The sequence below is a fragment of the Stenotrophomonas sp. GD04054 genome (assembly GCF_029836955.1).
GTDB classification, from domain to species: domain Bacteria; phylum Pseudomonadota; class Gammaproteobacteria; order Xanthomonadales; family Xanthomonadaceae; genus Stenotrophomonas; species Stenotrophomonas maltophilia_A.
In genome coordinates, this window is sequence record NZ_JAOECR010000016.1 from 1 (window position 1) to 18834 (window position 18834).

General features: G+C 68.7%; 18 protein-coding genes. 16 read left to right on the plus strand and 2 right to left on the minus strand.

Annotation, left to right across the window (positions count from 1 at the left end; all coding sequences use genetic code 11):
- Positions 1 to 178 precede the first annotated feature (178 nt).
- The 7 genes from N7573_RS09625 to N7573_RS09655 all read left to right on the plus strand — a co-directional run bounded on the left by N7573_RS09625 (position 179) and on the right by N7573_RS09655 (position 8950).
- On the plus strand, positions 179 to 1129 hold the full coding sequence (locus N7573_RS09625; protein WP_279912217.1) for a LysR family transcriptional regulator: 951 nt from the start codon (positions 179 to 181) through the stop codon (positions 1127 to 1129).
- Positions 1130 to 1221: 92 nt separating this feature from the next.
- Positions 1222 to 1872, plus strand: a complete 651-nt coding sequence (locus tag N7573_RS09630; RefSeq protein ID WP_121503545.1) for a DsbA family protein — start codon at positions 1222 to 1224, stop codon at positions 1870 to 1872.
- A gap of 35 nt (positions 1873 to 1907) precedes the next feature.
- The gene (locus N7573_RS09635; RefSeq protein ID WP_279912216.1) at positions 1908 to 2915 is read left to right on the plus strand and encodes a cyclase family protein; all 1008 of its coding nucleotides are present in this window, start codon (positions 1908 to 1910) and stop codon (positions 2913 to 2915) included.
- Between the two features lie 296 nt (positions 2916 to 3211).
- Positions 3212 to 3826 carry a translesion DNA synthesis-associated protein ImuA gene (gene imuA / locus N7573_RS09640; RefSeq protein ID WP_279912215.1) on the plus strand — a complete coding sequence of 205 codons (615 nt, stop codon included), beginning with the start codon at positions 3212 to 3214 and terminating at the stop codon, positions 3824 to 3826.
- 9 nt (positions 3827 to 3835) lie between these two features.
- Positions 3836 to 5245 (plus strand): DNA polymerase Y family protein, encoded by a 1410-nt coding sequence (locus N7573_RS09645; RefSeq protein ID WP_279912214.1) that lies wholly within the window; start codon positions 3836 to 3838, stop codon positions 5243 to 5245.
- Positions 5246 to 5251: 6 nt separating this feature from the next.
- A complete protein-coding gene (locus N7573_RS09650) occupies positions 5252 to 8362 on the plus strand; it encodes an error-prone DNA polymerase (protein WP_279912213.1) in 3111 nt (1036 codons plus the stop codon).
- 81 nt (positions 8363 to 8443) lie between these two features.
- The gene (locus tag N7573_RS09655; protein ID WP_006373615.1) at positions 8444 to 8950 is read left to right on the plus strand and encodes a hypothetical protein; all 507 of its coding nucleotides are present in this window, start codon (positions 8444 to 8446) and stop codon (positions 8948 to 8950) included.
- A gap of 135 nt (positions 8951 to 9085) precedes the next feature.
- Here the strand turns inward: N7573_RS09655 and ptsJ are convergent, their stop codons facing one another.
- Entirely contained in the window at positions 9086 to 10372 is a 1287-nt protein-coding gene (gene ptsJ / locus N7573_RS09660) for a transcriptional regulator PtsJ (protein WP_279912212.1), read from the minus strand.
- 76 nt (positions 10373 to 10448) lie between these two features.
- Between ptsJ and N7573_RS09665 the strand changes: the two genes are divergently transcribed.
- The 9 genes from N7573_RS09665 to N7573_RS09705 all read left to right on the plus strand — a co-directional run bounded on the left by N7573_RS09665 (position 10449) and on the right by N7573_RS09705 (position 18335).
- Complete coding sequence (locus N7573_RS09665) at positions 10449 to 11222, plus strand: YggS family pyridoxal phosphate-dependent enzyme (RefSeq protein ID WP_121503549.1); 774 nt, start codon at positions 10449 to 10451, stop codon at positions 11220 to 11222.
- Complete coding sequence (locus N7573_RS09670) at positions 11219 to 11920, plus strand: glutamine amidotransferase (protein WP_279912211.1); 702 nt, start codon at positions 11219 to 11221, stop codon at positions 11918 to 11920. Before N7573_RS09665 ends, N7573_RS09670 begins: the two co-directional genes overlap by 4 nt.
- The gene (locus N7573_RS09675; protein WP_279912210.1) at positions 11917 to 12141 is read left to right on the plus strand and encodes a hypothetical protein; all 225 of its coding nucleotides are present in this window, start codon (positions 11917 to 11919) and stop codon (positions 12139 to 12141) included. Before N7573_RS09670 ends, N7573_RS09675 begins: the two co-directional genes overlap by 4 nt.
- A gap of 98 nt (positions 12142 to 12239) precedes the next feature.
- A complete protein-coding gene (locus N7573_RS09680; protein WP_279912209.1) occupies positions 12240 to 12746 on the plus strand; it encodes a hypothetical protein in 507 nt (168 codons plus the stop codon).
- 127 nt (positions 12747 to 12873) lie between these two features.
- Complete coding sequence (locus N7573_RS09685; RefSeq protein ID WP_032129371.1) at positions 12874 to 13383, plus strand: RNA polymerase sigma factor; 510 nt, start codon at positions 12874 to 12876, stop codon at positions 13381 to 13383.
- Complete coding sequence (locus N7573_RS09690) at positions 13380 to 14306, plus strand: FecR domain-containing protein (protein ID WP_279912208.1); 927 nt, start codon at positions 13380 to 13382, stop codon at positions 14304 to 14306. The genes N7573_RS09685 and N7573_RS09690 overlap by 4 nt, the downstream gene beginning before the upstream one ends.
- Positions 14307 to 14370: 64 nt before the next feature.
- Positions 14371 to 16842 (plus strand): TonB-dependent receptor, encoded by a 2472-nt coding sequence (locus tag N7573_RS09695; RefSeq protein WP_253145304.1) that lies wholly within the window; start codon positions 14371 to 14373, stop codon positions 16840 to 16842.
- On the plus strand, positions 16829 to 17629 hold the full coding sequence (locus N7573_RS09700; RefSeq protein ID WP_279912207.1) for a ChaN family lipoprotein: 801 nt from the start codon (positions 16829 to 16831) through the stop codon (positions 17627 to 17629). Before N7573_RS09695 ends, N7573_RS09700 begins: the two co-directional genes overlap by 14 nt.
- Positions 17622 to 18335, plus strand: coding sequence for an energy transducer TonB (locus N7573_RS09705; protein ID WP_277778532.1), 714 nt, complete (start codon positions 17622 to 17624; stop codon positions 18333 to 18335). Before N7573_RS09700 ends, N7573_RS09705 begins: the two co-directional genes overlap by 8 nt.
- Here the strand turns inward: N7573_RS09705 and N7573_RS09710 are convergent.
- Entirely contained in the window at positions 18332 to 18766 is a 435-nt protein-coding gene (locus tag N7573_RS09710; RefSeq protein WP_107432351.1) for a RidA family protein, read from the minus strand. The genes N7573_RS09705 and N7573_RS09710 overlap by 4 nt on opposite strands.
- Positions 18767 to 18834: the final 68 nt, after the last annotated feature.

Sequence of the window (18834 nt, forward strand, 5' to 3'; positions counted from 1 at the left end):
CGTCCATGTAGCCTCGGTCGCCGCATCCATGCGGCTCACGCCCCCGCAACCGGACCCACCCCGCCTTCGACAGTTTCCTGCGAGCTGTTGGAACCTGCTGCTGTTGGTGGGTGCCGACCGTTGGTCGGCACGGGATCGGATCTCCAGATATTCCATTCCGACGGAGATTCATCCACGCATGGCGTGGATCTACAATGGCGCCCTCATCGCGCCCGGGACCGGCATGGATTCCTTCAACCTGATGCGCGCCTTCCGCCGCATCGTCGAACGCGGCGGGCTGGCCCGCGCCGCCGAAGACCTGGGCATGTCGCCGGCCGGGCTGAGCAAGCAGCTGCGCACGCTGGAAGCGCACCTGGGCGTGGTGCTGCTGCAGCGGACCACGCGGCGCATGAGCCTGACCGAGACCGGCCACGCCTATTACCGCGAATGCTGCCGCCTGCTCGACGAGCTGGAGGCGCTGGAACGCGGCATCGCCGAACAGCGCGGCGACGTGGCCGGGCGCCTGCGCGTCAATGCACCGCAATCATTCGCGCTGAGCACGCTGTCGCCGCTGCTGCCACGCTTCCTGCAGCAGCACCCGCAGCTGTCGCTGGACCTTGTGATGGAAGACCGCCTGCTTGATGCGGTGGGCGAAGGTTTCGATGTGTCGCTGCGGTTGCGTGCCGAGCTGGACGACTCGCGACTGGTGGCGCGCCGGCTAGCCTCGTTGCAGCAGGTGCTGTGCGCGGCTCCGTCCTACCTTCAGCAGCATCCGGCACCGCAGGCGGTGGACGATCTGCAGGCGCACAGCGTGCTGGCCTACAGCCTGTCCGACTCGCCCGGCAGCTGGCCGCTGCTCGGCCCCGACGGCCAGGTAACGATCACCCTGCCGGCGCGCGTCACCGTCAACAACAGCCTGCTGCTGCGCGACCTGCTGGTGTCCGGCATGGGCATCGGCGCCCTGCCCTCGTTCCTGGCGGCACCGGCGCTGGCCCGTGGCGAACTGCAGCAGGTGCTGCCCGACCACCGCTATCCGCCGCGCTTCGTGCATGCGGTCTACCCCACCTCGCGCCACCTGCAACCCAAGGTGCGTGCCTTCATCGATTTCCTGCACGCCGAGCTGCCAGGCTGCGCCGGCCTGGATTCGTAACCGCCAGCGAAAACTGAGCTGCCCGCGGCGTGCTGTTTCAGCCACGCCGCGCTGCCTAACCTGCCGCCTCCCCTCTCACCGATGGCAGGCAGATGTCTTCCGTTCCCTCCCCCGCCACCGCAGCGCCGGTGGTCGATTTTTTCCACGACGTGGTCTGCGGCTGGTGCTTCGTGCTGGCCCCGCGCCTGCAGCAGGTCTCGGCCGAACTCGGCATCCAGGTGCGCCACCGCAGCTTCGTGCTGCAGGACTCGCGCGCGCAGATGGTCGAGGTGTTCGGCTCGATGGAGCGCGCCAAGGCGATCATCCTGCGCCACTGGACCGACTGCGCCGCGCATGAAGACACCGCGCGCATCGATATCGAAGGCATGCGTGCACAGGACTTCGAGTATCCGTCCGGCTGGCTCGGCGCACTGGCCTGCCAGGCCGCCGGCATGCTCGGTGGCAACGACGCCCATGGCGCGATGTTCGATGCCGTGCAGTGGGCGCACCTGCACCAGCACCGCAACATCGGCGACGCCGAAGTACTGCTGGATATCGCCGAAGCACTGGGCCACCCGCGTGGCGCCTTCGCTGACCACATGCGCAGCGACGCAGTGCGCCAGCGCGTGCAGGCCGACCGTGCCGAAGCCGCGACCCTCGGCATCCGCTCCATTCCCACCGTGATCGGCGGCAACGGCCTGCGCCTGCAGACCCTGCCGCTGCCGCAACTGCGCCAAGCCCTGGCGCACCTGGTCGCGGCCTGAGCCGCACCGTCCCCCACCCTGCAAGGAGATTCCCCATGACCTCACGTACCCTGGCCACCGCGCTGGCCCTGCTGCTGGCCGGCACCGCCGCTTCCACCACCGTGTCCGCGCACGAACGCGTTCCCTCCGGCCAGCAGGTCGGCACCAGCCCCTGGGGGCCGAAGGACGAGATCGGCCGCCTCAACCTGATCACCGAGGCCTCGCGTGCGGCGATCCTGTCGCGGGTGAGCGGCGGCAAGGCCTATGATCTGGCCACCGAATACTACGTTGGCATGCCCAGCTGGCAGGATGCCGGCGACCCGCACTACCAGTTCTGGATGACCCACACCCCGCGCGGCACGGTGATGGATGATCCGATGGGCGTGGGTGAAACCATGAACCTCACCCGCAGCTACACCGGCACCGCGTTCTCGATGTACAGCCACACCGGCACCCACATCGATGCGCTGAACCACTTCGGCATCCACGGAAAGGTCTGGAACGGCTTCGAGGCCGACAAGCACCTCGGTGACCGTGGCTGGAACGTCACCGGCATCGAGAAATTCCCGCCGCTGATCGCGCGTGGCGTGCTGATCGACGTGGCCGGCGCCAAGGGCGTGGACATGCTGCCGGACAGCTACCGCGTCACCCGCCAGGACCTGAAGGATGCGCTGGCACGCCAGCGGGTGAAACTGCAGCAGGGCGACATCGTGCTGATCCGCACCGGCCGCATGCGCCTGTTCGAACAGCCCAAGGCCTACATGGCCAACCCGCCGGGCATGGGCCTGGACGCGGCGCGCTTCCTGGTGGAGGACAGCGGCGCGATGATCGTCGGCGCCGACAACCTCAGCTTCGAGACCTTCCCCTCGGAGGTGTCCGACGACTACGTGCCGCTGCACACCTACCTGCTGGCCCAGCAGGGCGCGCCGATCATCGAGCTGGTGGCGCTGGACGAACTGGCCCGCGACAAGGTCTATGAGTTCGCCTTCATCGGCGGCCCGCTGAAGATCCGCGGCGGCGATGCCGCGCCGCTGCGCCCGGTGGCGCTGCCGGTGCGCCCGTAACCGGGAGTGCCCGTGCCTGTAGGTGCCGACCCTGGTCGGCACCGTTTTCCCATCCACGCATGGCGTGGATCTACTGGAGAGAACCCTGGTAGATCCACGCCATGCGTGGATGCTTTAGCCCTTCAGCAACCTGAAACCCGACCTTCCGATTTCATTAGTAATTCTACTCACAAGGCGAGTAGCATGTCCAGTCTCAGCCCCTGATACCGGCTCGTCGATACTCGCGCCATGCCCGCCGTTTCCGCCCGTTCCTGCCGCTTCCAGCCCGCTCGGCGCCTCCCTTGGAGGACCGGCTGATGGGTGCTGTCGTCGCCCTCGACCGGCTGCTGGACGGGCGCCAGCTGTGGCGCGGCCCAGCCCGCCAGGGCCCGGCCAGCGATCACCTGGCCAGCGGCCACCCGGTACTGGATGCGCGCCTGCCCGGCGGTGGCTGGCCGGCCAGCGGGCTGTGCGAGGTGCTGCAGGCCGCGCCCGGCGTGGGCGAGCTGGCCCTGGTCTGGCCGGCGCTGGCGAAGCTGAGCCAGCGCGACCGCCCGATCGTGCTGGTCGCCCCGCCCTACCGCCCGCATGCCCCGGCCTGGGCGGCTGCCGGGCTGGACCTGGCCCAGCTGCAGATCATCCACGCCGCACCGAAACAGGCGCTGTGGGCCGCCGAACAGTGCCTGCGCTCTGCGGCCTGCGCGGCGGTGCTGTGTTGGCCACACCAGGCCGACGACCGCTCACTGCGCCGGCTGCAGGTGGCTGCCGACAGCGGCCAGTGCCTGGGCTTCGTGTTCCGCGAGGCGCAGGCAGCGCGCAACCCCTCCCCGGCCAGCCTGCGCCTGCAGCTCGACCACGGCCAGGTGCGGGTGCTGAAGTGCCGTGGCGGCCTGCCACCGGCGCAGCCGTTGCCACTGGCCATCGCCCACTGAGGCCGCGTCATGCATTGGGCCTGCCTGTTGTTGCCGCAGCTGGCACTGGACAGCGTGCTGCGCCTGCAGCCGGACCCGCAGCGGCCACTGGTGCTGCTGCAGGGGCCGGCGCAGCGTCGCGTGCTGCGTGCGGTCAGCCCGTCGGCACGCGCAGCGGGACTGCGCCCGGGCATGCTGCTGTCGGCCGCACAGGTGCTGGTGCAGGACATCTACCTGCACGACTACGACCCGAACGCCGAACAGCACACCCGGCAGCTGCTGGCCAGTTGGGCCTACGCCTACAGCTCGCAGGTCAGCCTCGATTTTCCGCACGCGCTGGTCCTGGAGATCGGCGCCAGCCGTGCCCTGTTCGGTGACTGGTTGACGATCGAAAAGCGCCTGCGCGGCGAACTGCATGAGCTTGGTTTCCGCCACCGCCTGGTGGCCGCGCCCACCGCGCATGCCGCGCGCGTGCTGGCCAACGTCCACGACGGCCTCGGCATCGATGCGCAGCAGCTGCCAGCGGCACTGGCGCAGCTGCCGTTGCCGCGCTGCGGCCTGCCCAGCGAAGCGGTGACCGTGCTCGGTCGTTCCGGGCTGCGCACGCTGGGTGCGGTGCTCGAACTCCCTCGCGACAGCCTGGCCCGGCGCTTCTCACCCGAGGTGCTGCAGCAGCTGGATGCGCTGCGCGGCCTGCCCACCGCGCCACTGCGTTACTACCAGCCACCGGACCGTTTCGATGCGCGCATCGAATTCGAATACGAGATCGAATCCAGCCAGGCCCTGCTGTTCCCGCTGCGTCGCCTGCTGCTGGACCTGGCCGCGTTCCTGTGTTCGCGCGATGGCGGCGTGCAGCGCTTCGACCTGCATTTCGAGCATGACCTGCTGCCGGCCAGCGTGCTGACCATCGGCCTGCTGGCACCCGAGCGCGATCCCGCGCTGTTGTTCGAGATCGCACGCAACCGCATGGAAGCGTTCGCCCTGCCGGCCGGCAGCCGCGCACTGCGCCTGCAGGCCGAACAGCTGCCACCGTTCGTGCCCGCTGCGCGGGATCTGTTCGATACCCGACCGGCACAGGCGATGCCATGGACGCAGCTGCGCGAGCGCCTGCGTGCGCGGCTCGGCGATGACGCCGTGCAGCCGCTGGCGGTGCAGGCCGACCATCGCCCCGAACGCGCCAGTGGCACCCAGCCCGCGGTCAAGCCTCCGTCGTACTGGCCGCTGCGCCCCGGCTGGCTGCTGGACACGCCGCAACCGCTGCGTGATCCCCGCCTGCGCATCGTCACCGGGCCGGAGCGGATCGAATCGGGCTGGTGGGACCAGGCCGATGCGCGCCGCGATTACTACGTGGTGGAAACCGCGCATGGCCAGCGCGGCTGGGCTTTCCGTGAGCGCAATGATCCGCATGCGCCGTGGATGCTGCACGGCTGGTTCGGCTGAGCCGCCATGCACAACGAACTGCCCGGCTACGCCGAACTGCACTGCCTGTCGGCCTTCAGTTTCCAGCGTGGCGCCTCGATCGCCGAGGAACTGTTCGCGCGCGCCGCCGGCCAGGGCTACCGCGCGTTGGCGATCACCGACGAATGCTCGCTGGCCGGCATCGTGCGCGCCTGGCAGGCCGCCAAGACGCATGGCGTGGCGCTGATCGTCGGCGCCGAATTCCAGATCGAGGACGGGCCGAAGCTGGCCCTGTTGTGCACCGACCAGGCCGCCTACGCCGGCTTGTGCCAGTTGATCACCACCTGCCGGCGGCGCGCGGCCAAGGGCGAATACCGCTGCCTGCGCGAGGACCTGCTCGGCCTGCCCGGCGGCCTGCTGTGCCTATGGCTGGACCGGCAACCAGCGGCCACCGATCTGGAACTGCTGCGCGCCGGCTTCGATGATCGGCTGTGGCTGGCGGTGGAGCTGCACCATGAGCATGACGACGCGCGTCGCCTGCAGCAGCTGCAGGCCTTCGGCGAACGCCACCACCTGCCGCTGGTGGCCAGTGGTGATGTGCACATGCACGTGCGCCGCCGCCGCGCCCTGCAGGACACACTGACCGCCATCCGCCACCGCTGCAGCGTGGCCGAGGCCGGCTGGCGCCTGTTTCCCAACGGCGAGCGCCACCTGCGCCCGCGTACCGCGCTGGCCCAGCTGTATCCGCCCGAACTGCTGGCCGAGACCCTGCGCATCGCCGAGCGCTGCCACTTCACCCTGGAGCAGCTGCAGTACACCTATCCACGTGAACTGGTACCCGAGGGCCACGACCCGGACAGCTGGCTGCGCGTGCTGGTCGAGCGCGGCATCCCGTGGCGCTGGAAAGGCGGCATCGAACCGGCACAACGCAAACAGATCGAGCACGAACTGGCATTGATCCGGGAAAAGAACTACGCCTCGTACTTCCTCACCGTGCAGGACATCGTGCGCTTCGCGCGCAGTCAGGACATCCTCTGCCAGGGTCGTGGCTCGGCGGCCAACTCCGCGGTGTGCTTCGTACTGGGCGTGACCGAGATCGACCCGGCACGCAGCAACCTGCTGTTCGAGCGCTTCATCTCCGCCGAGCGCGACGAACCACCGGATATCGACATCGACTTCGAACACGAGCGCCGCGAGGAAGTGCTGCAGTACGTGTTCAAGCGCTATGGCCGCGAGCGCGCTGCGTTGACCGCGGTGGCGATCAGCTATCGTGGCCGCAGCGCGATCCGCGACGTGGCCCGTGCGCTTGGCCTGCCGATGGACCAGGTCAACGAACTGGGCGCGGCGATGGACCACTGGGGCGGCCATGTGCCGCTGCCGGAGACCCTGCGCGAGCGCGGCTTCGATCCGGAAACCCCGCTGATGCGGCGGTTGCTGGCGCTGACCACCGAACTGATCGACTTCCCCCGCCACCTGTCGCAGCACCCGGGCGGCTTCGTGATTTCCGAGCATCCGCTGTCAACCCTGGTGCCGGTGGAGAACGCGGCGATGGCCGACCGCACCGTCATCCAGTGGGACAAGGACGATCTGGATGCCACCGGCCTGATGAAGGTCGACTGCCTGGCGCTGGGCATGCTCACCGCCATCCGCAAGTGCCTGGCGATGCTGCAGCAGCATGGCCTGCACGAAGGACGCATGGATGCGATTCCTCCCAAGGATACGAAGACCTACGACATGATCTGCGCCGCCGACACCATCGGCGTATTCCAGATCGAGTCGCGCGCGCAGATGGCGATGCTGCCGCGCCTGCAGCCGCGCACCTTCTACGACCTGGTGATCGAGGTGGCGATCGTGCGCCCTGGCCCGATCCAGGGTGACATGGTGCACCCCTACCTGGAACGGCGAAGGATCCTGCGCGAGCAGGGTCCTGACGCGTTGAACGATCCAGACAATCCACTCTATCCAGCGCGGCTGGAACGCGTGTTCGCGCGCACCCTCGGCGTGCCACTGTTCCAGGAACAGGTCATGCAGTTGGCGGTGGAAGCGGCCGGCTACACGCCGGGCCAGGCCGATGCCCTGCGCCGCTCGATGGCGGCGTGGAAGCGCCGTGGCGGCCTGGAACCGCATCGCGAGAAGCTGCTGGCCGGCATGCTCAAGAACGGCTTCAGCCGCGAGTACGGCGAGCACCTGTTCGAACAGATCAAGGGCTTCGGTGACTACGGTTTTCCGGAAAGTCACGCCGCCAGTTTCGCCCTGCTGACCTATAACAGTTGCTGGCTGAAGTGCCATCACCCGGCCGCGTTCACCGCCAGCCTGATCAACAGCCAGCCATTGGGTTTCTACAGCCCCGACCAGCTGCTGCAGGATGCGCGCCGGCATGGCATCCGCGTGTTGCCGGTGGACGTGCGCCACAGCGACTGGGACTGCACGCTGGATTTCAGCAAGGGGCCGGCCGCGATCCGGCTCGGCCTGCGCCTGGTCGATGGCTGCAACGAGCCCGCCGTGCAGGCCATCATGCGTGAACGTGCGCGGCGCCCGTTCGACGATGTGGGTGACCTGTGCCAGCGTACCGCTCTGGACCGCCGCCAGCAGGGCCTGCTGGCCGATGCCGGGGCGCTGCGTGGGCTCAGCGGCCATCGCCATCGTGCGCGCTGGGATATCTCCGGTGTGGAAAACCGGTTGCCGCTGTTCGACCAGGCCCGCGCCACCACCGAAGCCCGCGTGCCACTGCCCCTGCCCAGCGCCTGGGAAGACATGCAGGCCGATTACCGCAGCACCGGCACCACGCTGGGCCGCCATCCGATCTCGTTCCTGCGCGCGCAACTGCGCAGCCGTGGCTGCCTGGATGCCGCACAACTGGCTGCCCACGGCCATGGCCGGCGCGTGCGCATCGCCGGCCTGGTGCGCATGCGCCAGCGCCCGCAGACCGCCAGCGGCGTCACCTTCCTCACGCTCGAGGACGAGACCGGCATGGTCAACGCCGTGGTCTGGCGGCACCTGGCCGATCGCCAGCACCGGGTGCTGGTCGATACCCAGCTGATGCAGATCGATGGCCGCCTGGAACGCGTCGATGGCGTGCAGCACGTCATCGTGCAGCGCATGCACTGCCTGGATGAACTGCTGCAGGGACTGCGCAGCCACAGTCGCGATTTCCACTGACGATACACAACGTCACACAACGAACTGGCCATTGCCGGTCCGCATCCGCTATCGTCGGCACATCCAAGGAAGGACGACCCGATGTCCCGTGCGCTGCTGCTGACCACCCTGGTGGTCTCGACCCTCGCCCTGCTTGTTTCCGGCTGGACCGCCTGGAGCCTGCATCGCAGCCAATCGCCACAGCGCATCATCGAGGCACGCGGGCTGATCATCCACGATGCAAGCGGCCAGCCGCGGGTGATCCTCGGCGCACCGGTTCCCGATCCGCTCAGCCAGGGCCGCACCCAGGGGCCGCGCGCCACCGCCCTGTCCGGCCTGATCCTGCTCGGCCCCGACGGCTCCGAACGCGGCGGCTACGGCACCAGCGACCGCGGCGGCGAAGCCCTGCTGACCCTGGACGATGCCACCGGCACCACCGAAGTGTTCAAGGTCGTCGCCAATCCGGACCGTGGCGCCAGCCTGATGGTCAAGCACCAGAACAACACCGGCGCCATGCTCACCTCCTGGCAGGGCAAGCCGGAGCTGATGTTCGTCGATGACAGCGGCCAGTCCTACTACGTGCGCCCCGGCGCCAACGCCGCGCCTTGATCTGCTTCTGTAGCGTCGAACCATGCTCGACTACCGGTCATGTAGAGTCGAGCCATGCTCGACTGCTTCTACACAACAGCAGCCGAGCATGGCTCGGCTCTACAAAAGCGAAGCAAAGTCGAGCATGGCTCGACTCTACAGACCACACACCGCCGCCAGGTCATCGGCCAGCTGCCGCAGCTGCGCCGGTCCCAGCGCCGAACACGTAATGCGCAGACCATGGCCCGGTGCCGCCACCGCGAACACTTCGCCGGCGCGCACATGCCATCCGCGCGAGGCCAGTGCCAGCACCTGTGGGTGGCTGTCGGCCGGCAACGGCAACCACAGGTTCAATCCTTCCATCGGCTGCGGCGTCGGCATGCCTCGCGCGCGCAGCAGCTCCTGCAGCGACTGCAGGCGCTGCTGGTAACGCTCACCCGCCGAGGCGATCTTCGCCCGCTGCGTTGCCGACGCCAGCACCGAAGTCGCTGCATCCTGCAGCAGGTGGCTGACCCAGCCGGTGCCGGACGCCAATCGCAGCCGCAACCGCGATGCGGTCTCCTCATCGCAGGCCAGCCAGGCCAGCCGCAGGTCCGGACCCAGTGGTTTGGACAACGAACGCAGCAGCGCCCAGCGCCGGCCATCCAGCGGCAGTACCGAGTGATAGGCCTGCTGCGAGAGCAGTGCGTAGTGATCGTCGATCAGCACCGCCACCTGCGGGTAGGCTGCCAGCAACTGCCGCAACGCCCGCGCCCGCTTCGCATCCAGGCTGGCCCCGGTCGGGTTGTGCGCGCGCGGCGTCAGCAGCACCGCGCGTGCACCGGCCTCCAGCGCCTGCCGCAGCGAATCGACCTGCATGCCATGCGCGTCCACCGCCACCGGCAACGGCGCGTGGCCCACAGCATTGAGCACATTGAGGCTACCGAGGAAGCATGGATCCTCCACCGCGATGCGGTCTCCTGGCAGCAACCACGCCGCCAGCAGGCGCTCGATGCCATCAACCGCGCCATGGGTCAGCTCCAGCGCATAGCCCTCCGGGCAGTCCGCATCCAGCGAGGCGCGCGCCAGCGCCTGCAACCTCCGGTCGACCGTGCCTACGCCGTACAAACGCGGCGCGGCCGGGGCCAGGCGCAGGTTCGGCAGCAGGCGCGGATCCGGATTGCCACCGGCCAGGTCCTGCAGCGCCAGCCCGGGCGTACTGCCCTCGCGCGCCAGCGTCGGCGGCAATCCGCGCACCACCGTGCCACGGCGGCCCGCCGTGCTGGCCAGGCCCGCCGCATCCAGGCGCTTGTAGGCAGCGGCCACGGTGTTGCGGTTCACGCCCAGTTGCTCGGCCAGTTCACGCACCGGCGGCAGCACGCTGCCGGCCGGCAGGCGGCCCTTGCCGATGCCGTCGCGGATGCTGTCGAAGATCGACTCGGCGCTATGCCCGGTGATTTTCATTTTGTCCTATGCCAAAATATCTCTTGTCCTGTGCCAGTGTATCCCACCCTGGCCATCCTGCATTGGAGGTGCCCGCATGCCCCTTGCCGCTGCCGACTGGCCCGTCGCCCAGTCCGTTGAACAGATCGCCGCCAACCTGGTCACGGTGCGCCAACGCATCACCGATGCCTGCGCGCGCGTCGGCCGGGACCCGGCCAGCGTGCGCCTGCTGCCGGTCAGCAAGACCGTCGATGACGCCCGCATCCGCATGGCCGTGGCTGCCGGTTGCCATGAACTGGGCGAGAACAAGGTGCAGGAAGCACAGCGCAAGGCCGAAACGATGGCCGACCTGGGCGTGCACTGGTCGGTGATCGGCCATCTGCAGACCAACAAGGCGCGCTACGTGGCGCGCTTTGCCAGCGAGTTCCAGGCGCTGGACAGCCTGCGCGTGGCCGAGGCCCTGCAGCAGCGCCTGCAACTGGAAGACCGCACGCTGGATGTGTTCGTGCAGGTCAACACCTCGGCCGAGCCGAGCAAGTACGGACTGGAACCCGACGCGGTCGAGGCCTTCGTGCAGCAGCTGCCGGCCTTCGATCGCCTGCGTGTGCGCGGCCTGATGACCCTGGCCATCTTCACCCCCGACGTCGAGCGCGTGCGCGCCTGCTTCGTGCGCCTGCGCGAACTGCGCGACCAACTGCAACGCACCGCCCCGCCCGGCCTTGACCTGTCGCAGCTGTCGATGGGCATGTCCGGTGATTTCGAAGTGGCCATCGAGGAAGGTGCCACCGTGGTCCGCGTCGGCCAGGCCATCTTCGGCGCCCGCGCCACCCCGGACAGCTTCTACTGGCCGAACAGCGGAGCCCCGGCATGAAGCACGCGGTTGTCCTGCAACACGTTGCCTTTGAAGACCTCGGCACCCTGCAACCGTTGCTGCTGGCCCAGGGCTGGCAGCTGCAGGTGCTGCAGGCCGGTATCGACGCGCTGGACTCCGCCGAAGCAGCCGACCTGCTGGTGGTGCTGGGCGGCCCGATCAGTGCCAATGACACAGCGACCTACCCCTTCGTCACCGACAGCATCGCCCTGCTGCAGCGCCGGCTGCAGCAGCAGCGGCCAACCCTGGGCATCTGCCTGGGTGCACAGCTGATGGCCCGTGCACTCGGTGCCAGTGTCGCTCCCAGTGGCGGCAAGGAGATCGGCTTTGCGCCACTGCTGCTGACCGATGAAGGCCAGCGCTCGCCGCTGCAGGCCCTGCAGGGCATTCCGGTGCTGCATTGGCATGGTGAGGCCTTCGAACTTCCGGCCGGCGCACGCCGCCTGGCCAGCACGCCGGCCTGCCGTCACCAGGCCTTCGCCATCGGCCATCACGCGCTGGCCCTGCAATGCCATCCGGAACTGGACGCGCGCCAGTTCGAGCGTTGGCTGATTGGTCACACGCTGGAGCTGGCCCAGGCCGACATCGATCCGAATGATCTGCGCGCGCAGGCGCGTCGCTATGGCGCACCACTGGCCGCGGCCGCCACCGCGATGTTCGACCATTGGCTGCAGGACCTGCCGGAGACACCGCGATGAACTATCGATTGCAGATCCACCGCGAAGGCGTCTATTGGGGCCACTTCGACTGCAGCGGCCCTGATGCCCTGCAGCGCATGGACGCCATCGCCGCACAACTGCCTGCGGATCAGGGCTTCCAGCTGAAACGGCAGAAAGGTGTTGGCGAAGAGCGCATCCTGTCCAGCAATGCCGACGGCCTGCGCGTACTGGCTTCGCAGATCCAGTACCGCGACCTCTGACGATCGTCACGGTAGTGCCGGCCGCTGGCCGGCATTCGAATCTACCGGCCAGCGGCCGGCACTACCCCGGCTGTTCGGCCGCGTGCGAAGCTTCACCGATGCTGACCCTGCAACGCGGCAACCACCACGGACTGCTCATCGCCCCGCGCTGGCCCTCCACCCGCATCCAACTGGAAGAAGAGGTACTGCAACGCCTGCTCGACGCGCAGGCAATGCTGCCTGTGGGGCTGCGGCTACTGCTCACCCGTGGCTTCGAACCCAGCCACAGCCGTCTCGGTGGCTTCCGCCGCCTGGTGCGTGGGCTCGGCATCACCCTCTTCCGTGCCTGTTATCCGCAGCGCCAGGATGAAGTCGACGCCATCTTCGGTGCCAACGGCCACGACATCGATGGCCGTCATGTCGATGTCTCACTGGTACTGCACGGCAAGCGGCTGCGGCTGCTGCCCCTGGGCGTGTTCACCCCGCCGCGCTGGCAGCACCGCCGCGTCGCCCGGTATGCCGAGCCGGTCGCACGAGCGAAGCGCAGCCTGCAGCACTGCGGCTTCGAGCTGCATCACAACCCCACCGAAGCGCTGCAGATCCACTGCGATTACCCCCCACGATGACCCCCGCGGCTGGCTGCGCATCGTCCGCCGCTCGCCTCGCTGATGCAAATGATTCTCTTTTGCTGTAAGGTGCAGCCGCTGCCCTTGCCGCCGCGGGCTGTTCCCTTTCCCAGTTGTCGCCCGCCCCGTGTCCACGCCTGTCGAACCGACGGATGTCGCGCAGCTGTGCGCGGCCCATTACCGGCCGCTGCACGCCCATGTCCGCCGCAAACTCCCGCAACGCAGCGACGCCGATGACGTCGTCCAGGAAACCTGGCTGCGTGTCGTCAAGGTCGCCGCCAGTGGCCTGCTGAGCAATGGCCGCGCGTACCTGTACCGTGTTGCCCACAACCTGATTGCCGACCATTACCGGCAACGCCAGCGCCGTCGCGAAGAAGCGCTGGATGACACGCAGTTGCATGCCATCGCCGATCCTGCGCCGCTGCCCGAGCAGCGACTGCTCGACGCCGAACAGCTGCGCCACCTCGACGCGATCATCGCCGCGCTGCCACCGCGCTCGCGCCAGGTGTTCCTGCTGGCGCGGGTTGAACAGTTGGCGCTGGCCGAGATCGGGCGCCAGCTCGGCATCAGCCGGCAGACCGCGCATGGCCATCTGCTGCGCGCACTGGTCGCCCTGCAGCAGGTGCCCGGCGCATGAGCCTGGACGCGATCGCGCGCGAAGCTGCACGCTGGTGGCTGGACGGGCACGACGGTGGCCGCGACGAGAACGCGTTCGAGCAGTGGTACCAGGCCGACCCCCGCCATGCTGCGCAGTACCAGCATCTGCAACACCTGTGGCAGGCCGGTGCGACGCTGCCCAGCCTGCAGCGGCAACAGCAGCGCAGGCAACGCCGTCGCCTGCGCGAAGCCGGCATTGCGGTTCTGTTGCTGTGCGCGCTGGGTCTCTACAGCCGCCATGTGTCGCCGCCCGTAGCGCAGATCCTGCGAACGGCCGCTGGCGAGATCCGCGAGGAGACCCTTCGGGATGGCTCGCATGTCCTGCTGTCACCCGGCAGCGAAGTGAAGGTGCGCATCGATGGGCAGCGCCGCCAGCTCCAGCTGCAGCGCGGCCAGGCCTGGTTCCAGGTCGCCGCCGATGCCGACCGGCCCTTCCAGGTGCATACCCCACAGGGCACCGTCACTGCACTGGGGACCGCATTCGATCTTGCCGTGCAGGGCAACAGCAGCGTGGTCACCGTTACCGAGCATCGCGTGCGCGTGGACAGCGGCAACGTCAGCATGCTGGCTGACCACGGCGAACAGCTGCGCTTCGATGGGCAGGCAACAGCCCATGCAACAACGACCGCCCCCGGAGCATTGGCCTGGCGCGAGCGGCGCCTGCATTGGGTCTCGGCCCCACTGGCCGACGTCACGCAGGGCCTGGACCGCTGGCATGGCGGGCACACGTGGGTCGTCGGCGAGCAGCTGCGCCAGCAGCCGGTCACCCTGCTTGGCAGTGCCGACGGTGCGGCCGGCAACCGCGACCAGTTGGCCACTCAGTTGCAGGTGCGCGTGCTGCGCCTCGGCGCGGGCATACAGGTGTGGCTGCCGCCACGCAGGGAACAGCGTGATGGACCCTGACATCCGGCCTGCGGCTGCGTCTACCCAGGATGACGACGCTCTGCGTCAGCCCCTGGAGCCCCCGATGCTGTGCCCCCGCCCCCTTGTCCTCGCCCTGTCGCTGGCCTGTACCAGTGCCCTTCCGCTGCTGCCCGGCAGTGCCCACGCACAGACCGCCACCCGTACCTACAATCTGCCCGCACAACCGCTGGCGGCCGCGCTGGACGCCTACAGCCGGCTGACCGGCGTCGATCTGGTGATCGGCGCAGCGCTGCCCGCGGGCCATTCGGCGCCTGCGCTGCGCGGTGACTTCGACGATGCGCAGGCCCTGTCGCGCCTGTTGGCAGGCAGCGGCCTGCGCCCGCGCTTCGTCGATGCGCGTCGTGCCGCCCTGGAGCCGGCGCCGGCTGAACGCGCCGATGGCAGCCGTCGCACTGGCCCGCTGCGGGTGCAGGGTACTACCGCACACGGTCAGGCACCGGGTGCCGGCGCCAGTCAATATGTACCGGCCACCCGCGATGGCTTTGCGCCCCCGGTGGGCAGCGAGCGCGTGGCGATGGCCGAACGCCAGGAAGGCAACAGCCTGCTGCGCTCGATGCCCGGCACCCACAGCTTCCATTCGCGCAGCCAGCCGGGCCTGCAGGTCAACATCCGCGGCATGACCGGTGCCGGCCGGGTCAACACCATGATCGACGGTGTCACCCAGACCTTCCGCAACAATGCCGGGCACGGCTCGGGCGGCCCGTTCGCCTATGTCGATCCCTTCCTGCTGGCCGGTGTGGACGTGCAGCGCGGTGCGGTCGCCGGTGGTGATGGCGCCGGCACGCTGGCCGGCAGTGCCAACTTCCGCACGCTGGACATCGACGATCTGCTCGGCGAGGGGCGCGACTGGGGCCTGCGTGCGGGCTACCGCCACGGCAACAACGGCTACGGCAGTGGCCGTACCTTCGCCGGTGCCTGGCGCCACAGCGAAGAGGGTGGCGACCGCCAGTTCGGCCTGCTGGCCGCCGCCAGCAGCAGCCGCAGCAGCGAATACGCGACCGCACGCGGGCAGAAGAACAACGCCGATCCGGGCAGCCAGCAACCCAGCAGCTGGCTGTTGAAGGCGCGCCTGCAGCCCAGCGACCAGCATCGGCTGGACCTGAGCCACATGCGTTACGAAAACGACTTCTACCACAACTATCCGTGGCAGATTTCCGCGCGCAACCAGCGCGCCAGTTACCACTACACACCCTATTCGCCGTGGATCGACCTGCGTGCGACCTTCGCCAGCAACAAGACCCGGCTGTTCTATCCGCCGGTGGAGGACTCCAGCTACATCGGCCGCCGCACCCACAGCAGCCTGAGCAGCTGGACCGTGGACAACACCAGCCGCTTCGACATCGGTGCACTGCAGGCGCGCTGGAACACCGGCATCAAGCACCAATCGGACATCTATGTGGCCGATACGCCCATCCTGCGCGGTGCCAACCCGCAGGGTCGCAGCCAGCTGGACAGTGTGTTCAGTACGCTGGAGCTGCAGTACGACATCTATGCCCTGACCGCAGGACTGCGCCAGGACCGCTTCGGCATCCGTGGTCACATCCCGGTGTGCTCGGATGTGCCCGGCCAGTGCGCGGAGATCAATGGCGGCGACATCGACGTGCGTCGCACAGAGCGCGCACTCAGCCCGAGCCTGGCGGTTTCACTGCAGGCCACCGACTGGCTGCAGCTGTTCGCCGAGGTCTCGCGCACGTCGCGGCCGCCGCGCGTGCAGGAAATGTTCTTCGAGAAGATCCCGCTGGAGGACGCCAGCGTCGCCGACGGCATCGGCGCCAATCCGTTCCTGCGCCGCGAGCGCTCGCGCAACCTGCAGTTCGGCGCCAACCTCAGCACCGACTCGCTGCTGGTCGACGGTGACCTGGCACAACTGCGGGTCACCCGCTTCGACAACCGCATCCGCGACTACATCAAGCCGCAGTACCTGCTGATCGTGCATCCGCCGGAAGTGGAACCGTTCGTGGTGCCGATCGACAGCGATCCGCAGCTCAATGCCTGGACCGATGTGCTGGACGCCGACGACTTCAGCGCCACCACGCGCTGGATGAACCACCCCGGCGTGGTGCGCATGCGCGGCATCGAACTGGAAGCCCATTACGCCAGCGAGCACTACCACGCCACGCTGAGCTGGACCCGCTCGCGCACCAGCGCGCCGGCCATCGAGTTCGTCAACCTGGAAGACATCACCGCCCTGCCCGACCGCTACTGGACGCTGGACGTGGGCGGCCGCTGGTGGCAGCAGCGCGTGCAGGCCGGCCTGCGCGCCGAGTACTCCGGTCCGACCGAGGAAGGCTACGACTTCTTCCAGACCCGCAAGACCGGCGGCACCGGCGTGCTGCTGGACTTCTACGCCAGCTTCAAGCCGCAGGCCAACACCACGCTGTGGCTGAACATCGAAAACCTGCAGAACAAGGCCTATGACAACAATGCCTCGATCGACAGCATCTTCAGTCCGATCCTGGACCGCGGCAACGGCCGTGGCCGCACCGTCTCGATGGGCGTCAATGTGGCGTTCTAGCCGCCACTGGCTGCCGCTGTGCCTGCTCGCGCTCGCGTCGATGGCCAGCGCGCAGCCGATGCCCGGCAAGGTGCTGGACCTCGCCAGCGGCCAGACCCTGGACGAAGCTGCGTTCGTGAAGCGCGCAGCGAACGCTCCGCGACTGCTGCTGGGCGAACGCCACGACCTGGCCGGTGACCACGCTGCCCAGCGCTGGCTGCTGCACGCGCTGCAGCAGCAGCGTCCACAAGGCGCGCTGGTGCTGGAGATGATTGCCAGCGAACGCCAGCCGCGCCTGCAGCGGGTGCAGCGCTGGCTGGCCAAGGGCAACCATGCCGACGGTGCACGCCTGCAGGAGCTGCTGGGCTGGGATACACGATGGCCGTGGACCGCCTACGGCGGGCTGATGCAGGACGCCACCGCTGCCGGCATCCCCTTGTTCGGCGGCAATCTCGCGCGCGTCGAGGTCAACGCCCACCTGGCGTCCGCTGATGCAGTGCGGTTCCCGGTGCCCGCCGCCCGCCAACGCCTGTCGGATGTGGTTCTGGCCCAGCACGCAGACGCGGCACCGATGCTGGAAGGGATGCTGGCCGTGCAACAGGCCCGCGACACGCGCATGGCACAGGTGCTGACCGCAGCACCCGCACCCGCGCTGCTGGTAGCCGGTCGCTGGCATGTGCTGCGCGGCACCGGGGTGCCGGGCTACCTGCCACCGGATACGCCTGCGCTGGTGATCGCATTGGCCTCGCCGGGTGAAACCGTCGGTGCTGCTGATGCCGATCTGCTGTGGGTGCTGGACGATGAGTGAGCGCGGCCAACACTGGCAGGCGATCGTGATCACCGTCGTCCTGCACCTGCTGCCCCTGCTGCTGTTGGTGCACTGGGTTGCAATGCCGCCGATGCTGCCACCGCCGGAGCAGGACATGCGCATCAGCCTGCGCCTGCTGGCACCGGCCACGCCGCCACAGCCCGTAGAGGAGCGCCAGGCCGATACCCCCAGCCAGGCGCAGCAGGCGCGTGCATCGCAACCGACAAAGTCGCCGCCACCACCGAAGCCCACCGCCGCGCGCGAGGGCGAGTTGGCCGCCAGCGAAACGGGCGGGACGGGTCGAAAGCCGCTGCCGGTCGCCCCGCCTGCGGCCGCGACCGATGCAAGTCCCGCACCGGCATCGATCACGGCCGCGCCGCCCGCTCCAGACGCGCCACCGGCGGACTTCCAGGCCGGCGCCGCCAGCGACCAGTGGGAAGCCCGCCTGATGGCGCGGCTGGAGCGTTACCGCTATTACCCTGCCGCCGCGCGCTCGCGCCGGCAGCAGGGCACTGCCTGGGTCAGGGCCAGCATCGACCGCGAAGGTCGCCTGCTGGCGCTGCGGCTGGAGCAGTCCAGTGGCCAGCCGATGCTCGATGACGCTGCGCTGCAGACCTTCCGTCGCGCGCAGCCGCTGCCGCCCATTCCCGATGAACTGAAGGCACCGCAGGAACTGGTGGTGCCGGTGGAGTACTACCTGCGCTAGGCGGCGTAGGCCTCCGCCTCGATCTCGAACAGCATGCCGTCCAACGCCAGTCGCGGCACCGGGATCAGCGTGCAGGTGGGCGCCGCGCGGTTCGGCCAGCGCCGTCGCACCTGGTGGGCAATGATGCCCAGCCGGTCCTCATCGTGGCCGACCACCAGGATGCGCAGCCGCGCCACATCGGCCAGACTTGCCTGCGCCGATCGCAGCGCGGTCTGCAGGTTGTCCAGCGCCTGCCCGACCTGTTCTTCGAAGCTGGGCGAGAGGCGGCCCTGGGCATCCTCGCCGCCCTGCCCTGCGACATGGATCACCCGCGCCGGCAGGCGCACCACCGCCACGTGTGAGTAGCCGTTGGCCGAAGGATCGTAGAGGCCCGGTGGATTGAACAGTTCCAGCAGGCCATGGCTGAGGTCCGGTGTGGTCAGCAGGTTCATGCCGCGCGCCTCGTGGGGGATGCCGGCAGTCTGTGACCTCAACTCCGGTTGAGGTCAAATGGGTCCTG

Coding starts and splice junctions, on each gene's coding strand:
- N7573_RS09665 (WP_121503549.1), top strand. CDS start 10,449: ATGCCCCTTGCCGCTGCCGACTGGCCCGTCGCCCAGTCCGTTGAACAG.
- N7573_RS09635 (WP_279912216.1), top strand. CDS start 1,908: ATGACCTCACGTACCCTGGCCACCGCGCTGGCCCTGCTGCTGGCCGGC.
- imuA (WP_279912215.1), top strand. CDS start 3,212: ATGGGTGCTGTCGTCGCCCTCGACCGGCTGCTGGACGGGCGCCAGCTG.
- N7573_RS09690 (WP_279912208.1), top strand. CDS start 13,380: ATGAGCCTGGACGCGATCGCGCGCGAAGCTGCACGCTGGTGGCTGGAC.
- N7573_RS09645 (WP_279912214.1), top strand. CDS start 3,836: ATGCATTGGGCCTGCCTGTTGTTGCCGCAGCTGGCACTGGACAGCGTG.
- N7573_RS09630 (WP_121503545.1), top strand. CDS start 1,222: ATGTCTTCCGTTCCCTCCCCCGCCACCGCAGCGCCGGTGGTCGATTTT.
- N7573_RS09695 (WP_253145304.1), top strand. CDS start 14,371: ATGCTGTGCCCCCGCCCCCTTGTCCTCGCCCTGTCGCTGGCCTGTACC.
- N7573_RS09710 (WP_107432351.1), bottom strand. CDS start 18,766: ATGAACCTGCTGACCACACCGGACCTCAGCCATGGCCTGCTGGAACTG.
- N7573_RS09650 (WP_279912213.1), top strand. CDS start 5,252: ATGCACAACGAACTGCCCGGCTACGCCGAACTGCACTGCCTGTCGGCC.
- N7573_RS09680 (WP_279912209.1), top strand. CDS start 12,240: ATGCTGACCCTGCAACGCGGCAACCACCACGGACTGCTCATCGCCCCG.
- N7573_RS09705 (WP_277778532.1), top strand. CDS start 17,622: ATGAGTGAGCGCGGCCAACACTGGCAGGCGATCGTGATCACCGTCGTC.
- N7573_RS09670 (WP_279912211.1), top strand. CDS start 11,219: ATGAAGCACGCGGTTGTCCTGCAACACGTTGCCTTTGAAGACCTCGGC.
- N7573_RS09625 (WP_279912217.1), top strand. CDS start 179: ATGGCGTGGATCTACAATGGCGCCCTCATCGCGCCCGGGACCGGCATG.
- N7573_RS09700 (WP_279912207.1), top strand. CDS start 16,829: ATGTGGCGTTCTAGCCGCCACTGGCTGCCGCTGTGCCTGCTCGCGCTC.
- N7573_RS09655 (WP_006373615.1), top strand. CDS start 8,444: ATGTCCCGTGCGCTGCTGCTGACCACCCTGGTGGTCTCGACCCTCGCC.
- ptsJ (WP_279912212.1), bottom strand. CDS start 10,372: ATGAAAATCACCGGGCATAGCGCCGAGTCGATCTTCGACAGCATCCGC.
- N7573_RS09675 (WP_279912210.1), top strand. CDS start 11,917: ATGAACTATCGATTGCAGATCCACCGCGAAGGCGTCTATTGGGGCCAC.